Below are 22,778 nucleotides of genomic sequence, written 5' to 3'. Positions count from 1 at the left end.
TGAACACTGAAGATCCCCTGTGGGAGCGAGCCTGCTCGCGATGGGTCCCTCAAACCGACAACATTTCCCGCAACACCACGCAATCGGCAGCATGCCAATCCGTCAACTCAGGCCAGGGATTATCCGGCAGGTTCACCAACACCGTCCGCGCCCCTGCCGCCCGACCGCAATCCAGATCAAAACGATAATCACCGACCATCACCATCTCACTGGCCGGGACATTCCAGGCCTGGGCCAACTTCAACAACCCACCGGGATGCGGTTTTGGCGGTGCCTCATCACGACCCAGCACATCCTCCACCGCGAAGCAGTCGGCCAGGCCGATCGCCTCCAGCGTGACGTGCGCCAGTTCGCGAGCATTGCGCGTGAGAATGCCCAAGCGATAACCGCGCCCGGCCAGTTCACGCACCAGTTCTACCGCGCCCGGTGCCGCTTTCGACCCCAGCGCCAGGTCCCGTTCGTGTTCCAGCAACCACGCATGTTTGGCGGCGGCTTCATCGGCCGGCAGCGCGGCGAGGTGGGTCAGGATGTCGTCTTCGGCAGGAATCGCCAACGCCACGCGGATCGCCGCGAAGTCATGCACGGCCACCGTCAGGGTGCCGTCCATGTCGAACACCCAGTGCCGCACCTCGGCCAGGCTCATGCCCAATCCTTGCGGTGGCGAATCAAACCTTCCTGAGTGACCGACGCCACCAGTTGCCCGGCGCGGTTGAACACGCTGCCACGGGAGAAACCACGGGAATTGCCGGCCCACGGGCTGTCCATCGCATACAGCAACCAGTCATCGGCGCGCAGATCCTGATGAAACCACAGCGCGTGATCGAGGCTGGCGACCTGCATGTCTTTCTGCCAGACCGATTTGCCATGGGGCTGCATCGACGTGGTCAACAGACCGAAGTCCGAGGCATAGGCCAGCAGGTATTTGTGCAGCGCCGGAGAGTCGGCCAAGGCACCGTCGGCGCGAAACCAGACGTACTTGATCGGATCGGATGGTTGCGGGTTGTAGGGATCTTTCTCGGTGATCGGTCGGAACTCGATCGGTTTCGGGCACAGCAACTTTTCGCGCATGTGCTCGGGAATCAGGTGCGCACGCTGCTGAGCAAGCTCCAGCTCTGACGGCAGGTTTTCCGGGCCGACTACAGTGGGCATCTCGGACTGATGCTGGAAGCCTTCTTCGTCGTACTGGAACGACGCACTGCAAGTGAAAATCGGGTTGCCCTTCTGGATCGCCGTCACCCGGCGCGTGCTGAAACTGCCACCGTCGCGCACCCGATCAACCTGATAAACCACAGGCAACGCAGAATCGCCCGGACGCAGGAAATAGCCGTGCATCGAATGCACATGGCGCGCTTCTTCGACCGTCTGACTGGCCGCCGACAGGGACTGACCGATCACCTGACCACCGAACAGCTGACGAAAACCCAGGTCCTGGCTGCGGCCACGGAACAGGTTTTCTTCAATCGGTTCCAGGGTCAGCAGGTCAACCAGATCATCCAACACTTGGCTCATTCAGACTCTCCTCACACAACGCATGCCGCGCAGTCTTGGCTGCGACGGTCGATTCAATTTCTGGCCAGGGCCCATGGGAGCCATTGTAAACGTCCGTGCAGGCTTATCCATGCAAGGTTTGCAGCCATTGTTCACGGGTGATGCGGTACAGCGCATGGTGACGCAGGGGATGATCGGCCGCGAGCATCGGGTGGTCGAAATCATCGGCTGAATCATGGTGCATGCCGATTGCCTGCATGACTTTCTGCGACGGCGTGTTGGTTTCGGTGGTGAAGGACACGACCTCTTTCAGCGCCAACCGGTCAAACCCGCAGCGCAGAGCGGTCCACGCCGCTTCACTGGCGTAGCCAAGGCCCCAGTGCTCTCGGGCCAGGCGCCAGCCGATTTCGGTGGCCGGGGTAAAACGCGCGTCGAAGCCGACCACCAGGAGCCCGGTAAAACCGATAAATGCCCCGGTGTCCTTGCGCTCCAGCGCCCAGAGACCGAAGCCATGCTCGGCGAAATGGCCACGAATCCGTCCGATCAGCGAGGCACTTTCCAGACGACTCAAGGGCGCCGGAAAATATCGCATCACCTGTGGATCGGCGCACATCGCCGCAAACTCCGGCAAATCCTCGTCGCGCCACTGCCGCAACAGCAGTCGCGCGCTCTCGAGTTCCAGTATCGGTTCCATCAGCCCCCCCGTTCCCATGCCGCAAGTCTACATCGCTGGTAGGATCCTTCACTCATTCCTACCGACCGTCCTGTATAAATCAGCCATGCCCCTGCCCCTGATCTACCACGAAGACTACAGTCCCGAGTTCCCGGCGGATCACCGCTTCCCCATGGACAAGTTTCGCCTGCTGCGCGATCACCTGGTGGACAGCGGACTGACTCGCGACGCCGACCTGCTGCGCCCCGACCTCTGCCCGCCAGAGATTCTCGCGCTCGCACATGACCCTGCGTATATCGAACGCTACATGGGCGGCGAGTTGTCCCGCGAAGACCAGCGGCGCCTCGGCCTGCCGTGGAGCGAAGCCCTGGCCCGGCGCACAGTACGTGCGGTTGGCGGCTCGCTGCTGGCGGCCGAGCAGGCGCTGGAACATGGTTTGGCCTGTCACTTGGCCGGCGGCACCCATCACGCGCATTACGACCATCCTGCCGGGTTCTGCATCTTCAACGACCTGGCGGTGATCAGCCATTTCCTGCTGGAAAGTGGCCGTGTGAATCGGGTGCTGATCTTCGACTGCGATGTGCATCAGGGCGACGGGACTGCACGGATCCTGCACAACACCCCGGAAGCGGTGACCGTTTCCCTGCACTGCGAGAAGAACTTTCCTGCACGCAAAGCCGAAAGTGACTGGGACATTCCACTGCCCAAGGGCATGGGCGATGCCGATTACCTGAAGGTGGTGGACGATGCGCTCAACTATTTGCTCCCGCTCTACCAACCTGACCTGGTGTTGTACGACGCCGGCGTCGATGTGCATAAAGATGACGCGCTCGGCTACCTGAAGCTGACAGACGAAGGCGTCGCCGCCAGGGATGAAAGTGTTATGCGCCATTGCCTGGGCCGGGATATTCCAGTGGTCGGGGTCATCGGCGGCGGCTACAGCAAGGACCGCAAGGCGTTGGCGCGCCGTCATGGAATCCTGCATCACAGTGCGCAACGGGTCTGGCAGTCATCAGGCTGTCATTGAGGTATGAGTCTTTACCCACAATGCCTGTGGAACTGCCTGTGGATAACCTGAGTGAAAGCTCCTACAGGCCATGCTGGATATAGCCTGCACAGCGGTGGTTATTTTTTAACCAGCCATTTGAAACGACACAGTTCCAATGTGGGAGCGGGCTTGCTCGCGAAAGCGGTGTATCAGTCGACATCAATGTTGGATGTTAAATCGCTTTCGCGAGCAAGCCCGCTCCCACAGGGATCTGTGCTGGTAGAATGCGCCGCTTATCCCGCCAAACCGCAGCGCACTCCATGACTCAGCCTTCAACCGCCCTCTCCCCCCACGTTTCCATCATCGGTGGCGGCCCCGCCGGTTTGATGGCGGCCGAAGTGCTGAGTCAGGCCGGGATCAAGGTCGACCTGTACGACGGCATGCCTTCGGTGGGGCGAAAATTCCTGCTGGCCGGTGTGGGTGGCATGAACATCACCCATTCCGAAGCCTACCCGGCGTTTCTCTCACGCTACGCCGAACGCGCGCCGCAGATTGCACCGCTGTTGCGGTCATTTGGCGCTGATGCGCTGTGCCAATGGATTCATGACCTGGGCATCGAAACCTTTGTCGGCAGCTCCGGGCGAGTCTTTCCTACAGACATGAAAGCCGCCCCTCTGTTGCGCGCCTGGCTCAAACGCCTGCGAGATGCCGGCGTAGTTATCCACACCCGTCACCGCTGGCTCGGCTGGGATGACCACGGTGGATTACGTATCGACAGCCCCGAAGGCGAAAAAACCGTCAAACCTGACGCAACCTTGCTGGCCCTCGGCGGCGGCAGCTGGTCGCGACTCGGCTCGGACGGCGCCTGGATGCTGCCACTGGAACAACGCGGCGTAGGACTCGCGCCGCTGCAACCGAGTAATTGCGGCTTCGAGGTGCAGGCCTGGAGCGAGTTGATGGTCAGCAAATTCGCCGGTGCACCGCTGAAAAACATCGCCATTGGCCTCAATGACGACGTGCCGCGGCTCGGGGAATGTGTGATCACGGCAACCGGGATTGAAGGCAGCCTGATCTACGCCTTGTCGGCGCCGATCCGCGAAGCCATCAATCAGCACGCCTCGGCGACCATTCACTTGGACCTATTGCCGGGCAAGCCTGTGGATAAGGTTCAGGCTGCGCTGAGCAAACCGCGCGGTTCACGCTCAATGTCGAAACACCTGCACAGCCAACTTGGAATCGATGGTGTGAAAGCGGCGTTGCTGCGCGAACTCTCTCCGGCCGAAAGCTTCGTCGATCCGGCGCTGCTGGCCAAAGCGATCAAGGCGCTGCCGCTGACACTGGTGAAAACCCGCCCACTGGACGAGGCCATCAGCAGCGCCGGTGGCGTGATGTTCGAGTCGATGGATGAGCGTTTGATGCTCAAGCAACTGCCTGGCGTGTTCTGCGCGGGGGAAATGCTCGATTGGGAAGCGCCGACGGGCGGCTATTTGCTGACCGCGTGTTTCGCCAGTGGGCGAGCGGCGGGGTTGGGGGTGGTGGAGTGGTTGAAACACAAGGGCTGAAGACCGAGCCGCGCCCTTCGCGAGCAAGCCCACTCCCACATTCGACCGAGTTCTTTCAGAAAGAATACGGTTAATGTGGGAGCGGGCTTGCTCGCGAAGGCGTCCTGTCAGACGCCGCAGCTATTTAAGGCTTCTTCTTACGCGGTCCGGTATTAAACACCGGCACCTTGCGCACAGGCTTGATCGAAGGCTCCGGCGCCGAAGCATCCCCACTCTCAACCCATTTACCCAAGTTGCGTTTACCGCCACCGGAAGTCTTCGGCTTCTTCGGTTTTTTCGGCTTCTTGACCACCTGACCGCTGGCATCAGTATCCGGCACCCGGTGCTCAGGTTCGAAGTCATGCTCCATCTGGCGAGGCAATGTCTGACGGGTCAACGTCTCAATGGCCGACAGCAGATTCACTTCATCGGCGCAGACCAGCGAAATCGCCTGCCCGGTTGCACCCGCGCGACCGGTACGACCGATCCGGTGAATGTAGTCCTCCGCCACGATCGGCAGGTCGAAGTTGACCACCAATGGCAAATCTTCGATATCCAGACCACGGGCCGCAACGTCGGTGGCGACAAGGATCTGCACTTCACTGAGTTTGAAGCGATCGAGCGCACGCTGACGAGTTGCCTGCGGTTTGTCGCCGTGAATGCCGTCAGCGTTGATGCCCAGGCCCTGGAGTTTTTCCACCAGCGCGTCCACGCCGTTACGGGTCTTGGCGAACACCAGCACTTGCTTCCACTTGCCCTTGCGCATCAAGTGAACGAACAGCTCGGGCTTGCGCTTCTTGTCCACCACCACGACCCATTGCTTGACGGTGCTGGCAGCCACGTTGCGCGGGCTGACTTCGATGCTCAACGGATCGTTGAGCATTTGCCCGGCCAGCAAGCGGATCGCGTCGGAGAACGTCGCGGAGAACAGCAGCGTCTGACGTTGCTTGGGCAGTACGCGGTAGATATTCCCCAGTTCCTCGGAGAAACCCAGATCAAGCATACGATCGGCTTCGTCCAGGATCAGGGTTTGCAGCTGATTGAACTTGAGGGCCTTCTGGCGATACAGGTCGAGCAAACGACCCGGCGTCGCCACCAGCACGTCAACACCCTTGCGCAGCTTCATCATTTGCGGGTTGATGCTGACGCCGCCGTACACCGCGTAAGTGCTCAACGGCAGGTTCTCGGCGTACTGACGCACGGCTTCGTGAACCTGTTCGGCCAATTCGCGGGTCGGCACCAGGATCAGTGCGCGCACCGAGTTAGACGCCACTTTCGGCCCTTCCATGGCCAGCAATTGCAGGAGCGGCAGCGCGAAGCCGGCGGTCTTGCCCGTCCCGGTCTGGGCGGCGGCCATCAGGTCGCGACCGGCCAGCACCGCCGGAATGGCTTGCGCCTGAACCGGCGTCGGGGTCTGGTAGCCGAGCGTCTCGAGAGAGCGCAGCAAGGGTTCGATCAGGCCAAGGGAGGCGAAAGTCATGGGATTACCGTAGGAAAATTCAGCGCGGTTGTGCAAAACGAATGTGCAATGGCGCGCAGTTTACCCTAATTCACACGGGATTCTGTCGGCACCGCTACGGCAGGTTGAACGGGAGTTCGACGCCACTGCGGCAACCCGATCAATACCACGGCGCTAATGATCACCAACATGGCCAGCGCTTCTTCGATTCCAATGGTCTCGCCGACAAACACGATCCCCAGCAACACCGCCACGGCCGGGTTGACGTAGGCATAACTGGTGGCCGCCGCCGGACGCACGTTTTTCAACAGATACATATAAGCGTTGAACGCGATGATCGAACCGAAGAAAGTCAGATAGGCCAGGGCCGCCCAACCTTCGATCGGCGGCATGGCCTCCAGATGCTCACCGCTCAGCGCACTGCCGATCAGCAGCGCTACACCGCCCACCAACATTTCCACGGCACTGGCCATCGCGCCTTGGGGCAGCGGCAAGTGTTTGCTCCACACCGAACCGAATGCCCAGGAAGCTGCCGCGAATATCAGCAACGCGGCACCCAACGGGCTCGATTGCAGGTTGGAACCGAGATTGAGCATGGCAATGCCGATCAGCCCGAGCGCAATCCCGGCCCATTCGAGACGGGTATTACGCGCGCCCCAGAAATATCCGCAGAGCAAAGTAAACAGCGGCACCGTCGCCACCGCCAACGCCGCCACACCCGAGGCCACGCCCATGTGTTCGGCCACGCTCACCCCACCGTTACCGCACGCCAGCAGCAAAATCCCGATGATCCCGGCGGCCTTCCACTGCGCCCAGGTCGGTGCCGGCGCCCCGCGCCAACGCAGGAACGCGTACATCAACGTCCCGGCGATCACGAAGCGGATACCGGCGAGCAGCAACGGCGGCCAGTACTCAACGCCGATGCGAATCACCAGGTAAGTCGAGCCCCAAATCACGTACAACGCGAAAAAGGCAGCGATCAACGGTAAGGGAAAACGACGTAAGCCAGGCATGGGGCAGCTCGTAGGCAAGACAAGTGAACAGCTATTCTAGAAAGGCCAGCGGCGTAAAATAAGTTACAAAACCTGTTTATAGCGCCGGTACACTTTTCAAAACACGGAGATCACCGCTATAAACCGTGTTTTCGAAAGTCAGTCATTTTTCAGGAGTCCGACGATGGACAAATACGACCGCATGCTCCTCAGCGCCCTGTTGGAAAACGGTCGTGCGTCCTACGCCGACCTGGCGCGCAAAGTGAACCTGTCCGCCCCGGCCGTGGCCGAGCGCGTCGCCAAACTGGAAGCCTGCGGGGTCATCACGGGTTATCAGGCGAAAGTCGACATGGCCAAGCTTGGCTTGCCGATCCAGTGCGTCATCGAACTGCGCTTGAACCAGCACGGAAACCAGAAGGCCTACGACGACCTGATCAAAATCCCACAACTGACCGAATGCCACCGGGTGACGGGAGATCCGTGCGTGATCATGCAGGCTGCGGTGGGGTCTATGCCGGAGCTGGAAGAGCTGATCAACCGGATCGCCAAGTTCGGGTTCAGCAAGACGTCGATTGTGTTGTCGAGCGCGATAGAGAAGCGCGTGCCGCTGGGGCAACTTGAGGGAAATGGTAAATAGCGATCCCGTAGGAGCTGTCGAGTGAAACGAGGCTACGATCTTTTGATTTTGCTCTTTAAAAACAAGATCCAAAGATCGCAGCCTCGTTTCACTCGACAGCTCCTACAGAAGTTCAGCGGTATCGTCAGATTCCGCGAACGCCGCTATATCCGGCGCCCAACAAACACGGCATATCTTTTAAACGAACCCAGGGTTCCGTCCGCCAATGCAGCAGGCTCAACGTGCCTCCTGCCCATTCCATCAAGCGCAAACTCGGCGCCTGATTCGAGGCAACCCTCCACCGTCCCGCAGCATCGGCACCACGTGATGGGTCAGCCAACGCCGCAGATTCCGGTTCTCCGGGCAGTAGTGATAGACCAGCATCGCGTACACGCCGGACTCGCTCAGCATCAGCGTTTCCTGGGGCTCGTCGCTTCCGGACAAACACACCATCCGACGCTGGTCGGCGTCGAGCTTGAGCGCGTGTCGCCCGTTGATATCCACACCCATCAATCGGCCGATATCGCGTGCGCAGAACCACGCCTCGGCATGCAGTAGCAGTGCTCTCAGTGGGATGTGATGACGGATGAATGTTTTGGGGATGAAGTGAGCTTCTCTTGAAGCTGGTTGCGCTATTTCGGACTGATCTGAGTCAGCATTGTTATCAGGGATATTGGGGGTAACTTTGACCATGGGCGAATCTCCGAACCAAGTGTGCCCCTAACGATTTTCGGGCTTGCAGTCCCGGTTACTGCATTGGCAGCGACGACCCAGAGGTTATCGATGCCGCAGGTACGGGGCAAGACGGACAAATTCCTAATATTTGGTAGGAGCAATCATCGAATTTGAGGCGTGGTTAAACACAAGGATTGAGATCGAACACCGACCCTGTGGGAGCGAGCCTGCTCGCGATGGCGGAGTGTCAGTCGACATCACTGTTGAAGATGAACCGCTATCGCGAGCAGGCTCGCTCCCACAGGGGAATGGCGTTGCTTCTAGAACCCGCGATAGCGTTTGAGGTGCTCGCCTACTTTCGCCGCCGGCACTTTCTGCAAGCTGACCAACAGATCATGCGACAACTCCCGCAACCCATGCTTCTGCCGCAGTTCCTGCGCCAAATGCGCCGTCAGGTTGGCCGCCATTTCCGCATCCGCCATCGCCCGGTGAGCTTTACCGGTGTGGGGCAGGTTGGCGAACGTGGTAAGCGTGCCGAGTTTGTGGTTCGGCGCGGCGGGCATCAAACGGCGGGCGAGGAGCAGCGAGCAGGCAAAGTTCTGCAAGCGTGTGCGCTTGATCCGCCCCAGCTCAAAGTCCCAGAACTTCTGGTCGAACGCGGCGTTGTGGGCCAGCAGCGGTGTGATGCCGACGAATTCGTTGACTTCGTTCATCACCTGCTCGGCCGATGGCGCGGTGCGCAGCATGGCGTTGCTGATGCCGGTGAGTTGTTCGATGAAGGCCGGGACGCGCACGCCGGCATTCATCAGGCTTTGGTAACGCTCGACGATGCGCCCCTGTTCAAGGATCACCACGGCAATTTCCGTGGCCCGGCAGCTGCTGCTCGGGGAGATCCCGGTGGTTTCAAAGTCGATGACTGCTATGCGTTCCAAACTTGTTTCAACTCCGTAAAAATCAATTCTTGAGCAGCAGCGCGCCTTCGATCGGCACGTAGCGGCTGGCGGCGCGGATCAGCGAGTTGGCCGTCAGGCCCGGCACGCCGTAGGCCACGGCTTGCACCCCGTGCTTGGTGATGATGCGCTCCAGCAGCATGTCGAAATCACCGTCACCGGAGGCCAGCACCACTTCGTCGACATGATCGGCGGCGTCCATGATGTCGAGGGTGATGCCCACGTCCCAGTCACCCTTGGCCGAGCCATCGCTGCGCTGGATGTAGGGCTTGAGCTTCACGACGAAGCCGAGGTTGCGCAGGATCTGCTGGAATTGCTGCTGTTTGCTGTCGCCGCGATCGATGGCGTAGGCATAGGCCTCGACGATATCGCCCTGCTTGCTGATATCAGCCCACAGCGCGGCATAGTTGAAATGGCAACCATAGGCCTGACGCACGGTGTAATAGAGGTTCTGGACATCGGCGAACACTGCGATTTTTTTCACCGGTCATCCTCGTTGGCGCGCCGCAGCGCAGGCAGGATCAGGCACCAGGCCCGAAAAGTTGCCCAGTATGCCAGCCTGAAGGATTGTTCCGCGAATAATCGGCCGTGTGGCGAGGAAGCTTGCTCCCTCGCCACAGATGAATCAGACGAAGGAATCGTCGTCGCCGCCGAAGAACGATGAGCTGTCATCGCTGTAGTCGGCGTCGGTAAAACCGCCCTGATCATAGGAGTTATCAGCCACGCGCTGATCGTCGCCCGAGACGTTGTCACCGCTCTGATCGTTGACCTGGGCCGGTTCTTCCTTGATGACTTCAACCACTTCCGGCTGCTGATTGTGATGGAACAGGCTGCTGATGCCTTGCGCCAGCATCACACCACCGGCCACACCGGCGGCGGTTTTCAGCGCCCCCCCGAGGAAGCTGCTGCCGGCAGGTTGTTGCGGCGCGTAATTCTGCTGAGGCGGTGCGGCACCGAAATTTTGCTGAGGTGGCTGCGAGTTGAACGACGGCCGCGCCGGTTCACGCCAGCCGCCACCGCTCGATGGGGGTGCACTTTGGGTCGGCGCTGGCTGCGGATCACGGGAACCGCCACCAAAGATGCTCGACAAGAAGCCACCGCTGCTCGGTGCCGCAGCAGCCGGTTGAGCCTTGGCCGATTGCAGTTCGGCCTGCAATTGCTGGACTTGCAGGGCGAGTTGTTTGTTCTGTTCATCGAGGCTTTTGATGGCGGCCTCTTGCACCAGAATCGCCTGGGTCATGAAATAGCCCGCCGCGGGCTGGCGAGTCAGGTGTTCCTTGATCCGCGCCTCGGCCTGGGCGTCGCGCGGGGCTGAGTCCGTTTCGGCCTGTTGCAGCCGGGAAAACAGTCCATCGATCAGGGTTTGTTCTTCGCTGTTCATGGCGACCTCGTAGATTGCCGGGAATATCGTCGCCCTTATCCACTGTGGATAAGGTGCTCATCCGTAATGGAGGTTGATGCAGGATGTTTCAATGGTCTTTACCGAACGTTTACGTTTGCGCCCCAAAGCGCTTCATCGGTTAAAGTGGGCCACTGCTTTCAACCTGCGATACCGACTGATGAATTCGTTCGATGTGCTGCGTGACTCACTGTATTTCTTCAAGCGCAATCTGGGTCAGATCGTGCGGCTGTGCCTGCCGCTGGTGATCTTCGAGGCGCTGCTGCAACAAGTGGTCGACCACTCCACCGAGCCGGACAGCTTTCCCGGTATCAGCGTGATGGTCGGCTTGCTGGTTTATCCGCTGTACACCGCCGCGCTGATCCTGTTTCTCGATGCCCGCAGCCGTGGCGAATCACCGCGCAATCGCGACCTGCTGTCGAGGGCGGCCTACCTGTGGCCGCGCTTCGCCCTGCTCACCGCGCTCAATACCTTGCTGATCCTGATCGGCCTGTCGCTGTATTTCCTGCCGGGTATCTGGCTGATGGTGACCCTGGCGTTTGGCGAGTACCTGCTGGTGCTGCGCGGCTTCGCACCGCTGGCGGCGATGAAGGAAAGCCTGCGCCTGACCCGCGGCAACTTCCTGCGCATTCTGGTGTGCATTCTCTGTGTGATGGGCCCGTTGTGGGTGCTCAAGGGCGCAACCCTGGCGGTTTACCCGGAACCGCAGAACCCGGTGATTTCGCTGCTGATCGACAGCGCTCAGAGCTTCCTGCAATTGTTCGTCAGCGTGGTGCTGTTCCGCTTGTTCATGCTGATCGACGATGTGCCCGAGAAAATTGACGGCCAGCTCTGACTGCTATCCCCGTGGGCTTAAGCCCGTCTGTCGGTTATGCTCGGGGTCAACTTTTGTAACGCTATAAGCCGAGCCATGACCCGTCTACTGCGCTACACCCTGCTGGGCCTGCTGACCGTGACCGGCCTGATTGCCTTGCTGATCTACAACCTGACCTGGCGCCCCGAAGCCAAGGAAGCCTTACCGGTCAGTTGCAACGCCCAGGCACCGACGCTGGTGCCCGGTCAGGCGCTGAAGGTGATGACCTGGAACGTCCAGTACCTGGCGGGAAAACGCTACGTGTTCTGGAATGACCTGGCGGCCGGCAATGACGAAAAACCTACGCCCGAAGACATGGCCTTCAGCCTCGATGAAGTGGCGCGAGTGATCCGCGACGAGCAACCGGACGTCGTGTTGTTGCAGGAGCTCGATGAAGGCGCCAAGGCCAGCGATTACCAAAACCAGTTCAAGCTGCTTCAGGAGCGAGTCGCGGACCTGTATCCGTGCAGCGCTCACGCCTTCGACTGGAAAGCCGACTTCGTGCCTGAGCCACACATCTTCGGCAGCGTCGGCCGGCAGCTGGCCACCCTCAGTCGCTACCAGATCAAACATGCCGAACGCCTGCAATTACCGGTCGCACCAGCCAACTTCATCACCCGCCAGTTCAAACCGAAAAACGCCTTGCTGGTCACGTATCTGCCGTTGAGCGACGGCGGTCAGATAGCGGTGCTCAACACCCATCTGGACCGCGTTATTGCGCCAGACGAAACGCTGCAGTCTCAGGTGACGGCCATGGTCAAAATCCTCGACAAGTTCGAAAGCCACAGCACACCGTGGTTGATCGGTGGGGACTTCAACCTGTTGCCGCTGGGGCAATTTCGACGCCTGCCCGACGCGCAACGCACGCCCTACTCTGCCGACAGCGCGCTGCATGCGCTGTGGGACAAATACCCGATGATCCCGACCAACAACGAAGCCAGCGGCATCGACCGGGCGCGGTGGCTGACTCATTACCCGAATGATCCGGGCTTGAACGGCCCGGACCGGACTGTCGACTACCTGTTCTACAGTCCGCGGATCAAACGGGTCGAAGCGACGGTGAGGCAGGACGACACCTTGCGGATCTCCGATCATTTGCCGGTGATTGCACGGTTCCTCCTGCCGGCAGCACCTTAGCCTCCGCTTAATGCAAAACCTGTGGGAGCGAGCCTGCTCGCGATGGCGTAGTGTCAGTCGACATCATTGTTGAATGATCAATCGCAATCGCGAGCAGGCTCGCTCCCACAGGGGATTTGGGCATGACGGGAAATCGGCTCAATGCACCTCCTCCAAATCATCATGTAGCAGCCCGAAAATCTTGCGCTTCATGTCGATGAACGAGCGCTCCATGACCATGTCCAGGGTCCGTGGGCGTTCGATCGGCACGTCCAGAATCTGCTTGATCCGACCCGGCCGAGCGCCCATCACGTAGACCCGGTCGCCCAGCAGAATCGCCTCGTCGATATCGTGGGTCACGAACAACACGGTCTTCTTGCTATTGCCCCAGACCCGCAACAACAGTTGCTGCATTTGCAGACGCGTCTGACTGTCGAGTGCACCAAATGGCTCGTCCATCAGCAAGATTTGCGGATCGTTGGCCAACGCCCGAGCAATCGCCACACGCTGCATCATGCCGCCGGACAGCTGCTTGGCGTAGTTGTCGGCGAACCCGGTCAAGCCGACTTCATTGACGTAGTAATCGACGATCTCCTTGCGCTTGGCGGCTGCCATACCGCGACGCTTGAGACCGAACTCGACGTTCTGCCGCACGGTCAGCCACGGGAACAGCGTGTAGCTCTGGAACACCATGCCGCGATCCGCGCCCGGTCCTTGAACTTGCTGGCCACCGACATAGATTTCGCCTTCCGTGGGCTCATTCAATCCGGCGGTGAGGTACAGCAAACTCGACTTGCCACAGCCCGAAGGCCCCACCAGTACGGCGAATTGCTGATCCGGCACTTCGAACGACACCTGATCCAGCGCGGTAAACACGCCACCGTCGGGCTTTTGATAGCGAAGGCTGACCTTGTCCACTTGCAGCCGTGGCGCGGCGTGCACCGGGGCGGCCTGTGGCGTGATGAAACGAGGGTTGACGGCGCTTACTGAGCCCATGCGGCGATCCTCAGACGGAGAAAACGGAACAGTTGATCGGTGACCAGGCCCAGCAGGCCGATGATCGCGATGGCCAGGAAAATCACATCCACCTGAAAGCCGCGCATGGCTTTGAGGCTCAAGTAACCCAGACCGCTGGAGGCCGCGACCAGCTCGGCGACCACCAGGTAAGTCCAGGCCCAGCCCATGGTCACCCGCAACGTGTCGAGTACACCCGGCAACGACGCCGGGGCGATCACATGCAACACCGCATCGCGGCGGTTCGAACCCAAGGTGTAAGACGCGTTGATCAGGTCCTTGGAGATGCCTTTGGACACGTCCGCGATCATCACCAGTTGCTGGAAAAACACGCCGAAGATGATTACCGAAACCCGCTGCTCCAGACCGATGCCGATCCACAGAATGAACAGCGGCACGAACGAAGTTACCGGGAGGTAACGGATGAAGTTCACCATCGGTTCAAGGAACGCCTGAACGATACGGAAGCTGCCCATCAGCAGCCCCAACGGCACCGCCACCAGCGACGACACGATGAAACCGACCATCACCACTTCGAGGCTGGCCCACACATGCAGACCGAGCGTACCGTCGCGGCTCAGGCGCACGGCGGCTTCGACCACCGCGCCCGGTGTCGGCAGGAACATGCCCGGCACCACGCCACCGTAAGACAACCCGGCCCACAGGCCGACCAACAACACCCAGGCCAGACCGCTCGCGCTCCAGATCACTGAAACCGGCAGGCCGGTCTTGGGCGTGATGCAGCGGCTCAGCCATGAATTGCGCTTGAACATGCAAACCTCCTAGAGCGGGCTGACGAAGCGGTTGTCGATCAGGTCGTCATTGCTGACGTTGTAGGGTTTGCCTTGCAATTCACTGGCGGTCTCGTTGGCCAGTTTGATCAGAGGTTCGCTGTCACCCGGTTTGCCCGGCGAGCCGAGGAGTTTTTCGCTCATGGCCTGATCGTAGAAGCGCACGCCTTGCGCAGCTGCGGCCAATTCCTTCGGATCGGCCAGGTAGCCGCCGACGCCTTTGGCCATGATTTTGTAGGCTTCTTGCGGATGGTCCTTGGTGTACTGGACCGCCTTGTACAGTCCGGCCACCAACGCCTTGACGTCTTCCGGCTGCTTCTCGATGACCGTGCAGTTGAGCGCGACCACGTCGACAATCACTCCCGGCGTGCTGCTGCTGTCGATCAGCACCTTGCCTTGTTGCTTGCTGCGAACCATCGACAGGTGCGGTTCCCACGTCACCGCGGCTGGCACTCGACCGGCGATGAACGCGGTAGCGGCATCGTCAGCCGTCATGTTTTGCACGGTGATGTCGCTCATTTTCATGCCGTGTTTTTTCAGCAGGTAAGACAGCCAGAACTGCGAAGTCGACCCTTCGTTCACCGCCACGGCTTTGCCTTTCAGCTCCTGCAGACTCTTGACGTCCTTGCCGACCAAAACACCGTCGCCACCATGGCTGTCATCCAGTGCAGCCACTGCTTTGAAGCAGAATTGCGGACGGTATTTGAGCACTTCGTCGATGGTCGACGCCGAGCCCGACAACTCGCCTGAGGCTTGCGCGGCCATGTACATCGAAGCCTCTTCGACGACAGGCAACTCGACGGTCAAACCGTTTTCCTTGAAGTAGCCCAGGTCCTGAGCCAGGTAGAGCGTGCCGTAACCGACCCACGTGGTGTGGCCGATAGAGAGGGTGCCGGCCTGGGCGCTGGTAGCGACCGTCGCGGCGATGGCGGTGACCGCCAGTGGATGAGTGATGCAGTTCAGCAAGGACTTGATCATGGAGCACTCCCAAAGCTGTTGATTTAGTTTTGTCATGGGCAGTACGGCCAGCGGCCTTGGAAAAGTGCTGACACCTGAGGTCTCTGATGGACCTTTCGGCGAGCAGCGTTTGGCTGACTGGCGAGGTCGATGTTGGCCCAAGGCGGGGATTAGGAAAATTAGGAAATATGTCGATGGGAGTGATGAAAAAACTGGGTAGCGCGCACTGCGAAAGGGCGCCAAAGGCGAGGGTGCACGGGGAGAGTGCAAAGCGCTATCAAAAGCAAAAGATCGCAGCCTTCGGCAGCTCCTACATAGGAATGCGATCCCCTGTAGGAGCTGCCGAAGGCTGCGATCTTTTTGGGATCACACTATTTTCAGATCAGAGACGGCCGTATTCCTGCGCCGTACGATCCACCGCTTTCAGGGTTTTGCCGACCAGTTCATCAACCTCTTCACGACTGGCAATCAACGCCGGGGCCATGATCATCCGCCCCAGTGTCGAACGAATAATCACCCCCTCTTCAAAGCCAATCGTGCGGCAACGCCAGGCAATGTCGTTCTCGTTGGCAAAACGCTTGCGACTGGTTTTATCTTCAGCCAATTGCAGCGCCGCCACCATGCCGACACCCTGAATATCGCCCACCAACGGGTGCTTGCCGAACACCTCGCGCAAGCACTGTTGCAGGTACGGCCCGATGTCATCCTTGACCCGCGCCACCACCCCTTCATCGCGCAATGCCGTGAGGTTGGCGATGGCCACCGCCGCTGCCACCGGGTGCCCGGAATAGGTCAAGCCGTGGGCAAACACCCCGCCCTGCTCCACCAGTACCTGAGCCATTTTCTTCGACAGAATCAGACCGCCCATGGGGATGTAACCCGAGGTCAAACCCTTGGCGATCGACAGCGTGTCCGGCTCGAAACCGAAGTGCTCGTGGGCGAACCATTCGCCCGTGCGACCGAAGCCGCCAATCACTTCGTCAGCGCACAACAGCACATCGTACTTGCGGCAGATCCGCTGAATTTCCGGCCAGTAACTTTCTGGTGGAAAGATCATCCCGCCCGCACCCTGGAACGGTTCGGCGATGAACCCGGCGACCTTGTCCGCTCCGAGTTCGAGAATCTTCGCTTCGAGTTGCTGCGCCGCCCGCAGGCCAAATTCAGCCGGGGTCAGGTTGCCCTCGTGGGCAAAAAAGTACGGCTCATCGATGTGTTCGATGTCGGGAATCATGCCGCCCATTTCGTGCATGAACTTCATGCCACCGAGCGCCGTCGCCGCCAGGGTCGAGCCGTGGTAACCGTTCCAGCGACCGATCATGATTTTCTTCTCGGGCTTGCCGAGGATCGTCCAGTAACGGCGTACGGTGCGGATCAGCACTTCGTTGGCCTCGGAGCCGGAATTGGTGTAGATCGCGTGGCTGTAGTGCCCCGGCAACAGGCTGAACAGCAGCTCCGACAGCTCGATCACTTGCGGGTGGGTGGTGTGGAAAAACATGTTGTAGTACGGCAACTGCTCCAACTGCCGAGTCGCGGCGGCGGCCAGATCCTTGCGGCCGTAACCGAGGTTGGTGCACCACAGCCCGGACATGCCGTCGAGGTAACGCCGACCATCGTTGTCCCACAGGTGCAGGCGCTCGCCACGGACCATCACCCGAGGCCCTTCATCGTTGAGCGCTTTTTGATCGACGAATGCGTGGATGTGGTGCGCAGCGTCGGCGGCCTGGTAGTCGCGGGTTTCACGTGATGTGGTCATCGCCAGTTCTCCGTTTTGTTATTAGCGGCTGTTATGAGCGCAGCTGAAACCAGGTGGTCTTCAACTGGGTGTATTTATCGAATGAATGCAGCGACAGGTCGCGGCCGAAACCGGATTGTTTACCGCCACCGAAAGGCACGGTCACGTCCAGCGCATCGACACTGTTGACCGACACCGTGCCGGCTCGCAATTGTCGCGCCACGCGGTGGGCGCGATTGAGGTCGTCGGTCCACAGTGACGCGGCCAAACCGTAGACGCTGTCGTTGGCCAGTTGCAAGGCGTATGCCTCGTCATCGAACGCCGTGACTGCCAGCACCGGACCGAATACTTCATCGCGAAACAGCGGCATGTCCGGCGTCACGCCGGTGAAAATGGTCGGCTGAATGAAGTTGTCGGAGCCGTTAAAGATCGACTGCCGACCGCCGCACAGTTTTGTTGCGCCTTGGCGTTCGGCCTGCTGGATGAACTTCATGATGCGTGCGGTCTGGCGGCTGTCGACAATCGCCCCGGCGCGGCTCGACGGGTCCAGCGGATCGCCCGGCTGCCAACGTTCGGCGTGTGCTTTGAGGCGCTCGACGAACTCGTCATGAATCGAACGTTGCACCAGCAACCGCGAGTTGGCCGAACAGACTTCACCCTGATTGAAGAAGATCCCGAACGCGGCTTTCTCGGCGGCGAGGTCGAGGTCCTGACAATCGGCGAACACCAGATTGGCGCTCTTGCCGCCGCACTCCAGCCACACCTGTTTCAGGTTCGATTGCGCCGAGTACTGCATGAAATATTTGCCGACTTCGGTGGAACCGGTGAACACCAGGCAATCGACGTCCGGGTGCAGACCGAGGGCTTTGCCGGTTTGCTCGCCGAGCCCCGGCAACACGTTCAACACGCCGGCTGGCAGGCCGGCTTCCAGCGCCAGCTCGGCCAGACGCAGGGCGGAAAACGGTGACTGCTCGGCGGGTTTGAGGATCACCGAATTGCCCGCCGCCAACGCGGGTGCGAGTTTCCAGGCGGCCATGTCCAGCGGGAAATTCCAGGGCACCACGGCAGCAACCACGCCCAACGCTTCGCGGGTGATGGTCGCCAATACGTTCTGCGCGCTGGGGGCGATCTGGTCGTAGAGTTTGTCGAGGCTTTCGGCGTACCAGCGAAACACCCCGGCGGCGCCCGGCACGTCGATGTTGTAGGCGTCCATCACCGGTTTACCCATGTTCAGCGAATCGAGCAGCGCCAGTTCTTCGCGATGGGTCATGATCAGGTCGGCCAGGCGCAACAGCACTTGCTTGCGCTCACTCGGCGAACGCGCCGACCAGGTGCCGGCCTCGAACACTTGCCGCGCATTGCGCACCGCGGCGTCCACGTCTTCATTGCCGCACGCGGCCACGTTGGCCAGGCACTGGCCGGTGGCGGGGTTGATCGCGGCGAAGGTCTGCCCCGACTGCGCCGCACGGGGTTTGCCGTCGATCACGGCTTGATCGGGAAACCGCAGCGCAGCGGCTTTGTTTTGCCAGAATGTAAGCTCGAACACGTTCAGATGCTCCATGGGCTTTCTTGTGGATTGGATGGTGGCCCAGGCCTGTGTCCAGGAAAAATAGTAAAAATGTCTTCGCAGACCATGAAAAAACTGGGCAGCCAATATCCCCGCTGGCGCGGTATGTGGTTATTGTTCAGGCACAACAACACCGTCGTCAGAACGGATGCAGTCGGCGCGAAAATTGCCTGGATGTCGAAATCATCCACCCCGAGGTTTGCCGTGGCTGCCTACAACCTGCGTCAATTGAAGTACTTCATCACCACCGTCGAATGCGGCAGCGTCGCCGAGGCGTCGCGCAAGCTGTACATCGCCCAACCGGCGATTTCCACGGCGATCAAAGGCCTGGAAGACAGCTTCGGCGTGCAACTGCTGATCCGTCATCACGCCCAGGGCGTGTCCTTGACCCCCAGCGGCGCACGCTTCTACCGCAAGGCCCAGGAACTGCTGCGCATGGCCAAGGAGTTCGAACAGAACGCCCTGGCCGACAACGACGTGGTGGCCGGGCAAATCGATATCGGTTGCTTCGAAACGGTCGCGCCGCTGTACCTGCCGCAATTGATTGCCGGGTTTTCGGCGCTGTATCCGGGGGTGAAAATCCGCATCCGCGACGGCGAACAACAAGAGCTGGTGCAAGGCCTGACCTCGGGCACCTTCGATTTGGCGATCCTGTATGAACACGACCTCGACGCCACCATTCAGACCGAACCTTTGATGCCGGCGCAGCGACCTTATGCGTTGCTGCCGGCGGATCATCGCTTTGCTCAGCTGAAACAAGTGTCACTGCGCGATCTGTGCCTGGAGCCGATGATTCTGCTGGACGTGCAACCGAGCCGGACCTACTTCGTCAGCCTGTTCGAAGAGTTGGGGCTGACGCCGAACATTGCCTTCAGTTCACCGTCGATCGAGATGGTCCGGGGCATGGTCGGGCAAGGGTTCGGCTTCTCGATCCTGGTCACCCGGCCGCATTCGGAGTGCACCTATGACGGCCAGAAAGTGGTGTGCGTGGACATCGTCGAAGACGTCACCGGCTCAGGGCTGGTGGCGGCGTGGCTCAAGCGCGGGCAACTGACCAAACCGGCGCAGTTGTTTGCGGATTACTGCCGGGAACAATTGACCGCGAAGGCCGCCTCTTGAACATCAACGTCAAAAGATCGCAGCCTCGTTTCACTCGACAGCTCCTACATGCACCGCGCATCCCTTGTAGGAGCTGTCGAGTGAAACGAGGCTGCGATCTTTTGATCTTCAGCTTTTACGCGGCTTGATACGCGCCGTCGCTTCGGCCACCAACGGATCATCCGGCCAGTAGTGCTTAGGATACCGACCCTTTAAATCCTTCTTCACCTCGGCATATGTGCTGCGCCAGAAGTTCGCCAGGTCCTGGGTCACCTGCACCGGCCGCCGCGCCGGGGACAGCAAATGCAGTTTGACCACCTGCCGGCCACCGGCAATCCGCGGGGTTTCGGCCAGGCCGAACAACTCCTGCAACCGTACCGCCAGAATCGGCGGCTGCTCGCTGTAATCCAGGCGAATCGACGACCCCGATGGCACGCTCAGATGATGCGGCGCCAGCTCATCCAGCCGTTGCGGCAGCGGCCACGGCAACAGGTTATGCACGATGCTCGACAGGTCCAGATTGGCGAAGTGACTGAGTCGCGAGACTTTGCCCAGATACGGCATCAGCCAATGTTCGAGGCTTTTGAGCAGGGCGGCGTCGCTGACATCCGGCCATTCACTTTGCTCTTTACTGCTGAGGTCCAGCTGTCGCAGCAACGCCACTCGCGCTTGCCACTGACGCAGCTCCGGAGTCCACGGCAATAGCTCCAGACCTTTGCGCCGCACCAGATTGACCAGCGCCTGACTGCGAGCAGTTTCATCGAGCCCGGTCAGGGGTTCACGGCTGAGGATCAACTCACCGACCTTGCGCTGCCGCTCGGCGCGCAATACGCCTTCACGCTCATCCCAATCCAGTTGATCGACGCAGCGCACCTGTTCGGCCAGCACTGAATCGAACAGCGCCGGATCGAAATCCGCCGCCAGATAAATCCGTTCCTCACGCTGGCCCTGACGACTGCCGAGATCGGCGATCACCAGCCACGGCTGCTTCATCAAACTGTCGGCTTCGGCAAACAGCGCTGCGCGACCGTTGGCTAGGCGATACTCCGCGCCACCGGCCCGGCGCTGCTGGGCAACGCGGTCGGGATAGGCCAACGCCAACAACGCGCCAAGCCAGCGCGGATGATCCGGATCGCTGACCGGTTCCGACGCCTTGCCCCGCAGATAACCGCGATACTGCCGCGCCAGTTGCCGGGCTCGTTGCACGCCACCCTGAGCACCGCGAGCGGCGCGCTCTTCGCCGGACAACAGCACCAGTCGGCTGTGTAGATCGGCACCGGCACCGCGCAAGATATCTCGCTCGCCGAGCAAGGCCGCGACATCGCAAGCCATGTTGGCCAAGCCGAGCGCCTGACCGCGCAACAGCAAATGCGCGATGCGCGGATGCGCTGGCAGTTCGGCCATCGCCTGACCGTGACGAGTCAGCGCTTCGCCGTCCAATGCGCCCAGGCGATCAAGCAAGTCCTGAGCCTGTGCAAAAGCGGCCGCGGGCGGCACGTCGAGCCACACCAATTGCCCCGGCGTCACGCCCCAGCGACCGAGCTGCAAGGCTAACCCGGCAAGATCCGCCGAGAGGATTTCCGCACTGGCATAGGCCGCCAGTTGCTCGTGCTGATCCTGCGACCACAACCGATAACACACGCCCGGTTCCAGCCGCCCCGCCCGGCCCGCGCGCTGAGTGGCGCTGGCTTTGGAAATACGCTGAGTATCGAGGCGGGCCATGCCGCTGCCCGGATCGAACCGCGGCACCCGCGCCAGCCCGGCATCGATCACCACGCGCACGCCGTTGATGGTCAGACTGGTCTCGGCGATGTTGGTCGCCAGCACCACTTTGCGTTTGCCGGCGGGGGCCGGATCTATCGCCGCGCGTTGGGCGGCGAGGTCCAGTTCACCGTGCAACGGGCAGAGCAGAACCGGTGTGCTCTCGCCCAGTGCATCGGCGAGTTGTTGATGCACCCGACGGATTTCCGCCTGCCCCGGCAGGAACACCAGCACACTGCCGGTTTCGTCATTCAGCGCTTCGAGAATGGTTTGCACCAAGCGCGGCTCGATGAATTCACCGGGCTGGAACGGTCGGCCCCAGCGCATCGCCACCGGGTACATGCGGCCTTCGCTGCGCAGGATCGGCGCGTCATCGAGCAACCCGGCCAGCCGTTCGCCTTCCAGGGTTGCCGACATCAACAGAATTTTCAGCGGTTGATCGTCACGAAACAGCTCACGGCCATTCAGGCTCAGGGCCAGCGCCAGATCGGCGTCGAGGCTGCGCTCGTGGAATTCGTCGAAGATCAGTAAACCCACGCCTTCGAGTGCCGGGTCGTCCTGCAAGCGTCGGGTCAGAATCCCTTCGGTGACCACTTCGATACGGGTTTTGGGGCCGACTTTGCTGTCGAGACGAATGCGATAGCCGACGGTTTCGCCGACCTTCTCGCCCAACTCACTGGCCAGACGCTCCGCTGCTGCCCGCGCGGCCAAACGGCGCGGTTCGAGCATCAGAATGGTCTGCCCGGCCAACCAGGGCTCGTTGAGCAAGGCCAACGGCACGCGGGTGGTTTTACCGGCGCCGGGCGGTGCTTCGAGCACGGCTTCGTGGCGTGTAGCCAAGGCTTCACGCAGGGCGGGTAAAACTTCATCAATCGGCAAAGAAATCATGCTGGCTCCCCAGGGCGTGCCCACAGTAAATTGCGAGTCGCGTTGAAGCTGTGGGCGTGCCAGGCAAGGCGCAGGACGCCGGTAAGGGTCGTTTCCTTACCAAGTCCCGCAACGCAGCATGGCGCGTCCACAGCTTCAGCCCGGAGGGCCGAACCCCGACAAAATCCATCAGCCGCCACGCGTTGTCGATCTGGAAAAAACAACATCAATCCTCAACTAT

Annotated in this window: 21 protein-coding genes; 6 read left to right on the top strand and 15 right to left on the bottom strand. The window is 60.5% G+C overall.

Going from position 1 to position 22,778, the window contains the following annotated elements:
- Window positions 1-49: 49 nt before the first annotated feature.
- The 3 genes from ACMXYJ_RS05470 to ACMXYJ_RS05460 all read right to left on the bottom strand — a co-directional run bounded on the left by ACMXYJ_RS05470 (window position 50) and on the right by ACMXYJ_RS05460 (window position 2,182).
- Window positions 50-643, bottom strand: coding sequence for an HAD family hydrolase (locus tag ACMXYJ_RS05470; protein WP_150658238.1), 594 nt, complete (start codon window positions 641-643; stop codon window positions 50-52).
- A complete protein-coding gene (gene tesB, locus ACMXYJ_RS05465; protein WP_129441008.1) occupies window positions 640-1,509 on the bottom strand; it encodes an acyl-CoA thioesterase II in 870 nt (289 codons plus the stop codon). Before tesB ends, ACMXYJ_RS05470 begins: the two co-directional genes overlap by 4 nt.
- 103 nt (window positions 1,510-1,612) lie before the next feature.
- Entirely contained in the window at window positions 1,613-2,182 is a 570-nt protein-coding gene (locus tag ACMXYJ_RS05460) for a GNAT family N-acetyltransferase (RefSeq protein ID WP_415759034.1), read from the bottom strand.
- A gap of 85 nt (window positions 2,183-2,267) precedes the next feature.
- On the opposite strand from ACMXYJ_RS05460, the gene ACMXYJ_RS05455 reads away from it, so the two are divergent.
- Window positions 2,268-3,188, top strand: a complete 921-nt coding sequence (locus tag ACMXYJ_RS05455; protein WP_033054220.1) for a histone deacetylase family protein — start codon at window positions 2,268-2,270, stop codon at window positions 3,186-3,188.
- Between the two features lie 281 nt (window positions 3,189-3,469).
- Window positions 3,470-4,711, top strand: a complete 1,242-nt coding sequence (locus ACMXYJ_RS05450; protein ID WP_415759033.1) for a TIGR03862 family flavoprotein — start codon at window positions 3,470-3,472, stop codon at window positions 4,709-4,711.
- Between the two features lie 124 nt (window positions 4,712-4,835).
- On the opposite strand, the gene ACMXYJ_RS05445 is transcribed toward ACMXYJ_RS05450, so the two are convergent.
- Complete coding sequence (locus ACMXYJ_RS05445) at window positions 4,836-6,170, bottom strand: DEAD/DEAH box helicase (RefSeq protein ID WP_415759032.1); 1,335 nt, start codon at window positions 6,168-6,170, stop codon at window positions 4,836-4,838.
- Between the two features lie 65 nt (window positions 6,171-6,235).
- A complete protein-coding gene (yedA, locus tag ACMXYJ_RS05440) occupies window positions 6,236-7,162 on the bottom strand; it encodes a drug/metabolite exporter YedA (RefSeq protein WP_415759031.1) in 927 nt (308 codons plus the stop codon).
- Between the two features lie 163 nt (window positions 7,163-7,325).
- On the opposite strand from yedA, the gene ACMXYJ_RS05435 reads away from it, so the two are divergent.
- Window positions 7,326-7,778, top strand: coding sequence for an Lrp/AsnC family transcriptional regulator (locus ACMXYJ_RS05435; protein WP_008149219.1), 453 nt, complete (start codon window positions 7,326-7,328; stop codon window positions 7,776-7,778).
- Between the two features lie 240 nt (window positions 7,779-8,018).
- On the opposite strand, the gene ACMXYJ_RS05430 is transcribed toward ACMXYJ_RS05435, so the two are convergent.
- From ACMXYJ_RS05430 to ACMXYJ_RS05415, 4 genes are all read right to left on the bottom strand, one after another.
- Window positions 8,019-8,450 (bottom strand): BRO-N domain-containing protein, encoded by a 432-nt coding sequence (locus ACMXYJ_RS05430; protein WP_415759030.1) that lies wholly within the window; start codon window positions 8,448-8,450, stop codon window positions 8,019-8,021.
- Window positions 8,451-8,752: 302 nt separating this feature from the next.
- Complete coding sequence (locus ACMXYJ_RS05425) at window positions 8,753-9,364, bottom strand: 3'-5' exonuclease (RefSeq protein ID WP_201185467.1); 612 nt, start codon at window positions 9,362-9,364, stop codon at window positions 8,753-8,755.
- 22 nt (window positions 9,365-9,386) lie between these two features.
- The gene (locus ACMXYJ_RS05420) at window positions 9,387-9,866 is read right to left on the bottom strand and encodes an NYN domain-containing protein (protein ID WP_046048735.1); all 480 of its coding nucleotides are present in this window, start codon (window positions 9,864-9,866) and stop codon (window positions 9,387-9,389) included.
- Window positions 9,867-10,007: 141 nt separating this feature from the next.
- Window positions 10,008-10,763 (bottom strand): DUF2076 domain-containing protein, encoded by a 756-nt coding sequence (locus ACMXYJ_RS05415; RefSeq protein WP_415759029.1) that lies wholly within the window; start codon window positions 10,761-10,763, stop codon window positions 10,008-10,010.
- 178 nt (window positions 10,764-10,941) lie between these two features.
- Between ACMXYJ_RS05415 and ACMXYJ_RS05410 the strand changes: the two genes are divergently transcribed.
- Together ACMXYJ_RS05410 and ACMXYJ_RS05405 are read left to right on the top strand one after the other, a co-directional pair.
- A complete protein-coding gene (locus ACMXYJ_RS05410) occupies window positions 10,942-11,616 on the top strand; it encodes a YciC family protein (RefSeq protein ID WP_415759028.1) in 675 nt (224 codons plus the stop codon).
- 75 nt (window positions 11,617-11,691) lie between these two features.
- Complete coding sequence (locus ACMXYJ_RS05405) at window positions 11,692-12,771, top strand: endonuclease/exonuclease/phosphatase family protein (RefSeq protein WP_415759027.1); 1,080 nt, start codon at window positions 11,692-11,694, stop codon at window positions 12,769-12,771.
- A gap of 138 nt (window positions 12,772-12,909) precedes the next feature.
- On the opposite strand, the gene ACMXYJ_RS05400 is transcribed toward ACMXYJ_RS05405, so the two are convergent.
- The 5 genes from ACMXYJ_RS05400 to ACMXYJ_RS05380 form a co-directional block, all read right to left on the bottom strand.
- Window positions 12,910-13,746, bottom strand: a complete 837-nt coding sequence (locus tag ACMXYJ_RS05400; protein ID WP_415759026.1) for an ABC transporter ATP-binding protein — start codon at window positions 13,744-13,746, stop codon at window positions 12,910-12,912.
- Window positions 13,734-14,537: an ABC transporter permease gene (locus tag ACMXYJ_RS05395; protein ID WP_008149230.1), complete on the bottom strand. Its 804-nt coding sequence runs from the start codon at window positions 14,535-14,537 to the stop codon at window positions 13,734-13,736. Before ACMXYJ_RS05395 ends, ACMXYJ_RS05400 begins: the two co-directional genes overlap by 13 nt.
- 9 nt (window positions 14,538-14,546) lie before the next feature.
- Window positions 14,547-15,533 carry an ABC transporter substrate-binding protein gene (locus tag ACMXYJ_RS05390; RefSeq protein WP_415759025.1) on the bottom strand — a complete coding sequence of 329 codons (987 nt, stop codon included), beginning with the start codon at window positions 15,531-15,533 and terminating at the stop codon, window positions 14,547-14,549.
- 361 nt (window positions 15,534-15,894) lie between these two features.
- A complete protein-coding gene (locus ACMXYJ_RS05385) occupies window positions 15,895-17,265 on the bottom strand; it encodes an aspartate aminotransferase family protein (protein ID WP_415759024.1) in 1,371 nt (456 codons plus the stop codon).
- Window positions 17,266-17,296: 31 nt separating this feature from the next.
- Complete coding sequence (locus ACMXYJ_RS05380; RefSeq protein WP_415759023.1) at window positions 17,297-18,790, bottom strand: aldehyde dehydrogenase; 1,494 nt, start codon at window positions 18,788-18,790, stop codon at window positions 17,297-17,299.
- A gap of 225 nt (window positions 18,791-19,015) precedes the next feature.
- On the opposite strand from ACMXYJ_RS05380, the gene ACMXYJ_RS05375 reads away from it, so the two are divergent.
- A complete protein-coding gene (locus ACMXYJ_RS05375; protein WP_095130716.1) occupies window positions 19,016-19,930 on the top strand; it encodes a LysR substrate-binding domain-containing protein in 915 nt (304 codons plus the stop codon).
- A gap of 108 nt (window positions 19,931-20,038) precedes the next feature.
- On the opposite strand, the gene hrpB is transcribed toward ACMXYJ_RS05375, so the two are convergent.
- Entirely contained in the window at window positions 20,039-22,558 is a 2,520-nt protein-coding gene (gene hrpB, locus ACMXYJ_RS05370) for an ATP-dependent helicase HrpB (RefSeq protein ID WP_415759022.1), read from the bottom strand.
- Window positions 22,559-22,778: the final 220 nt, after the last annotated feature.

Source organism: Pseudomonas arabinosi (assembly GCF_047758675.1).
In the GTDB taxonomy this organism is placed as follows: domain Bacteria; phylum Pseudomonadota; class Gammaproteobacteria; order Pseudomonadales; family Pseudomonadaceae; genus Aquipseudomonas; species Aquipseudomonas arabinosi.
The sequence above is the reverse complement of the archived record's forward strand: the minus strand, read 5'-3'. Positions and strand labels throughout refer to the sequence as shown.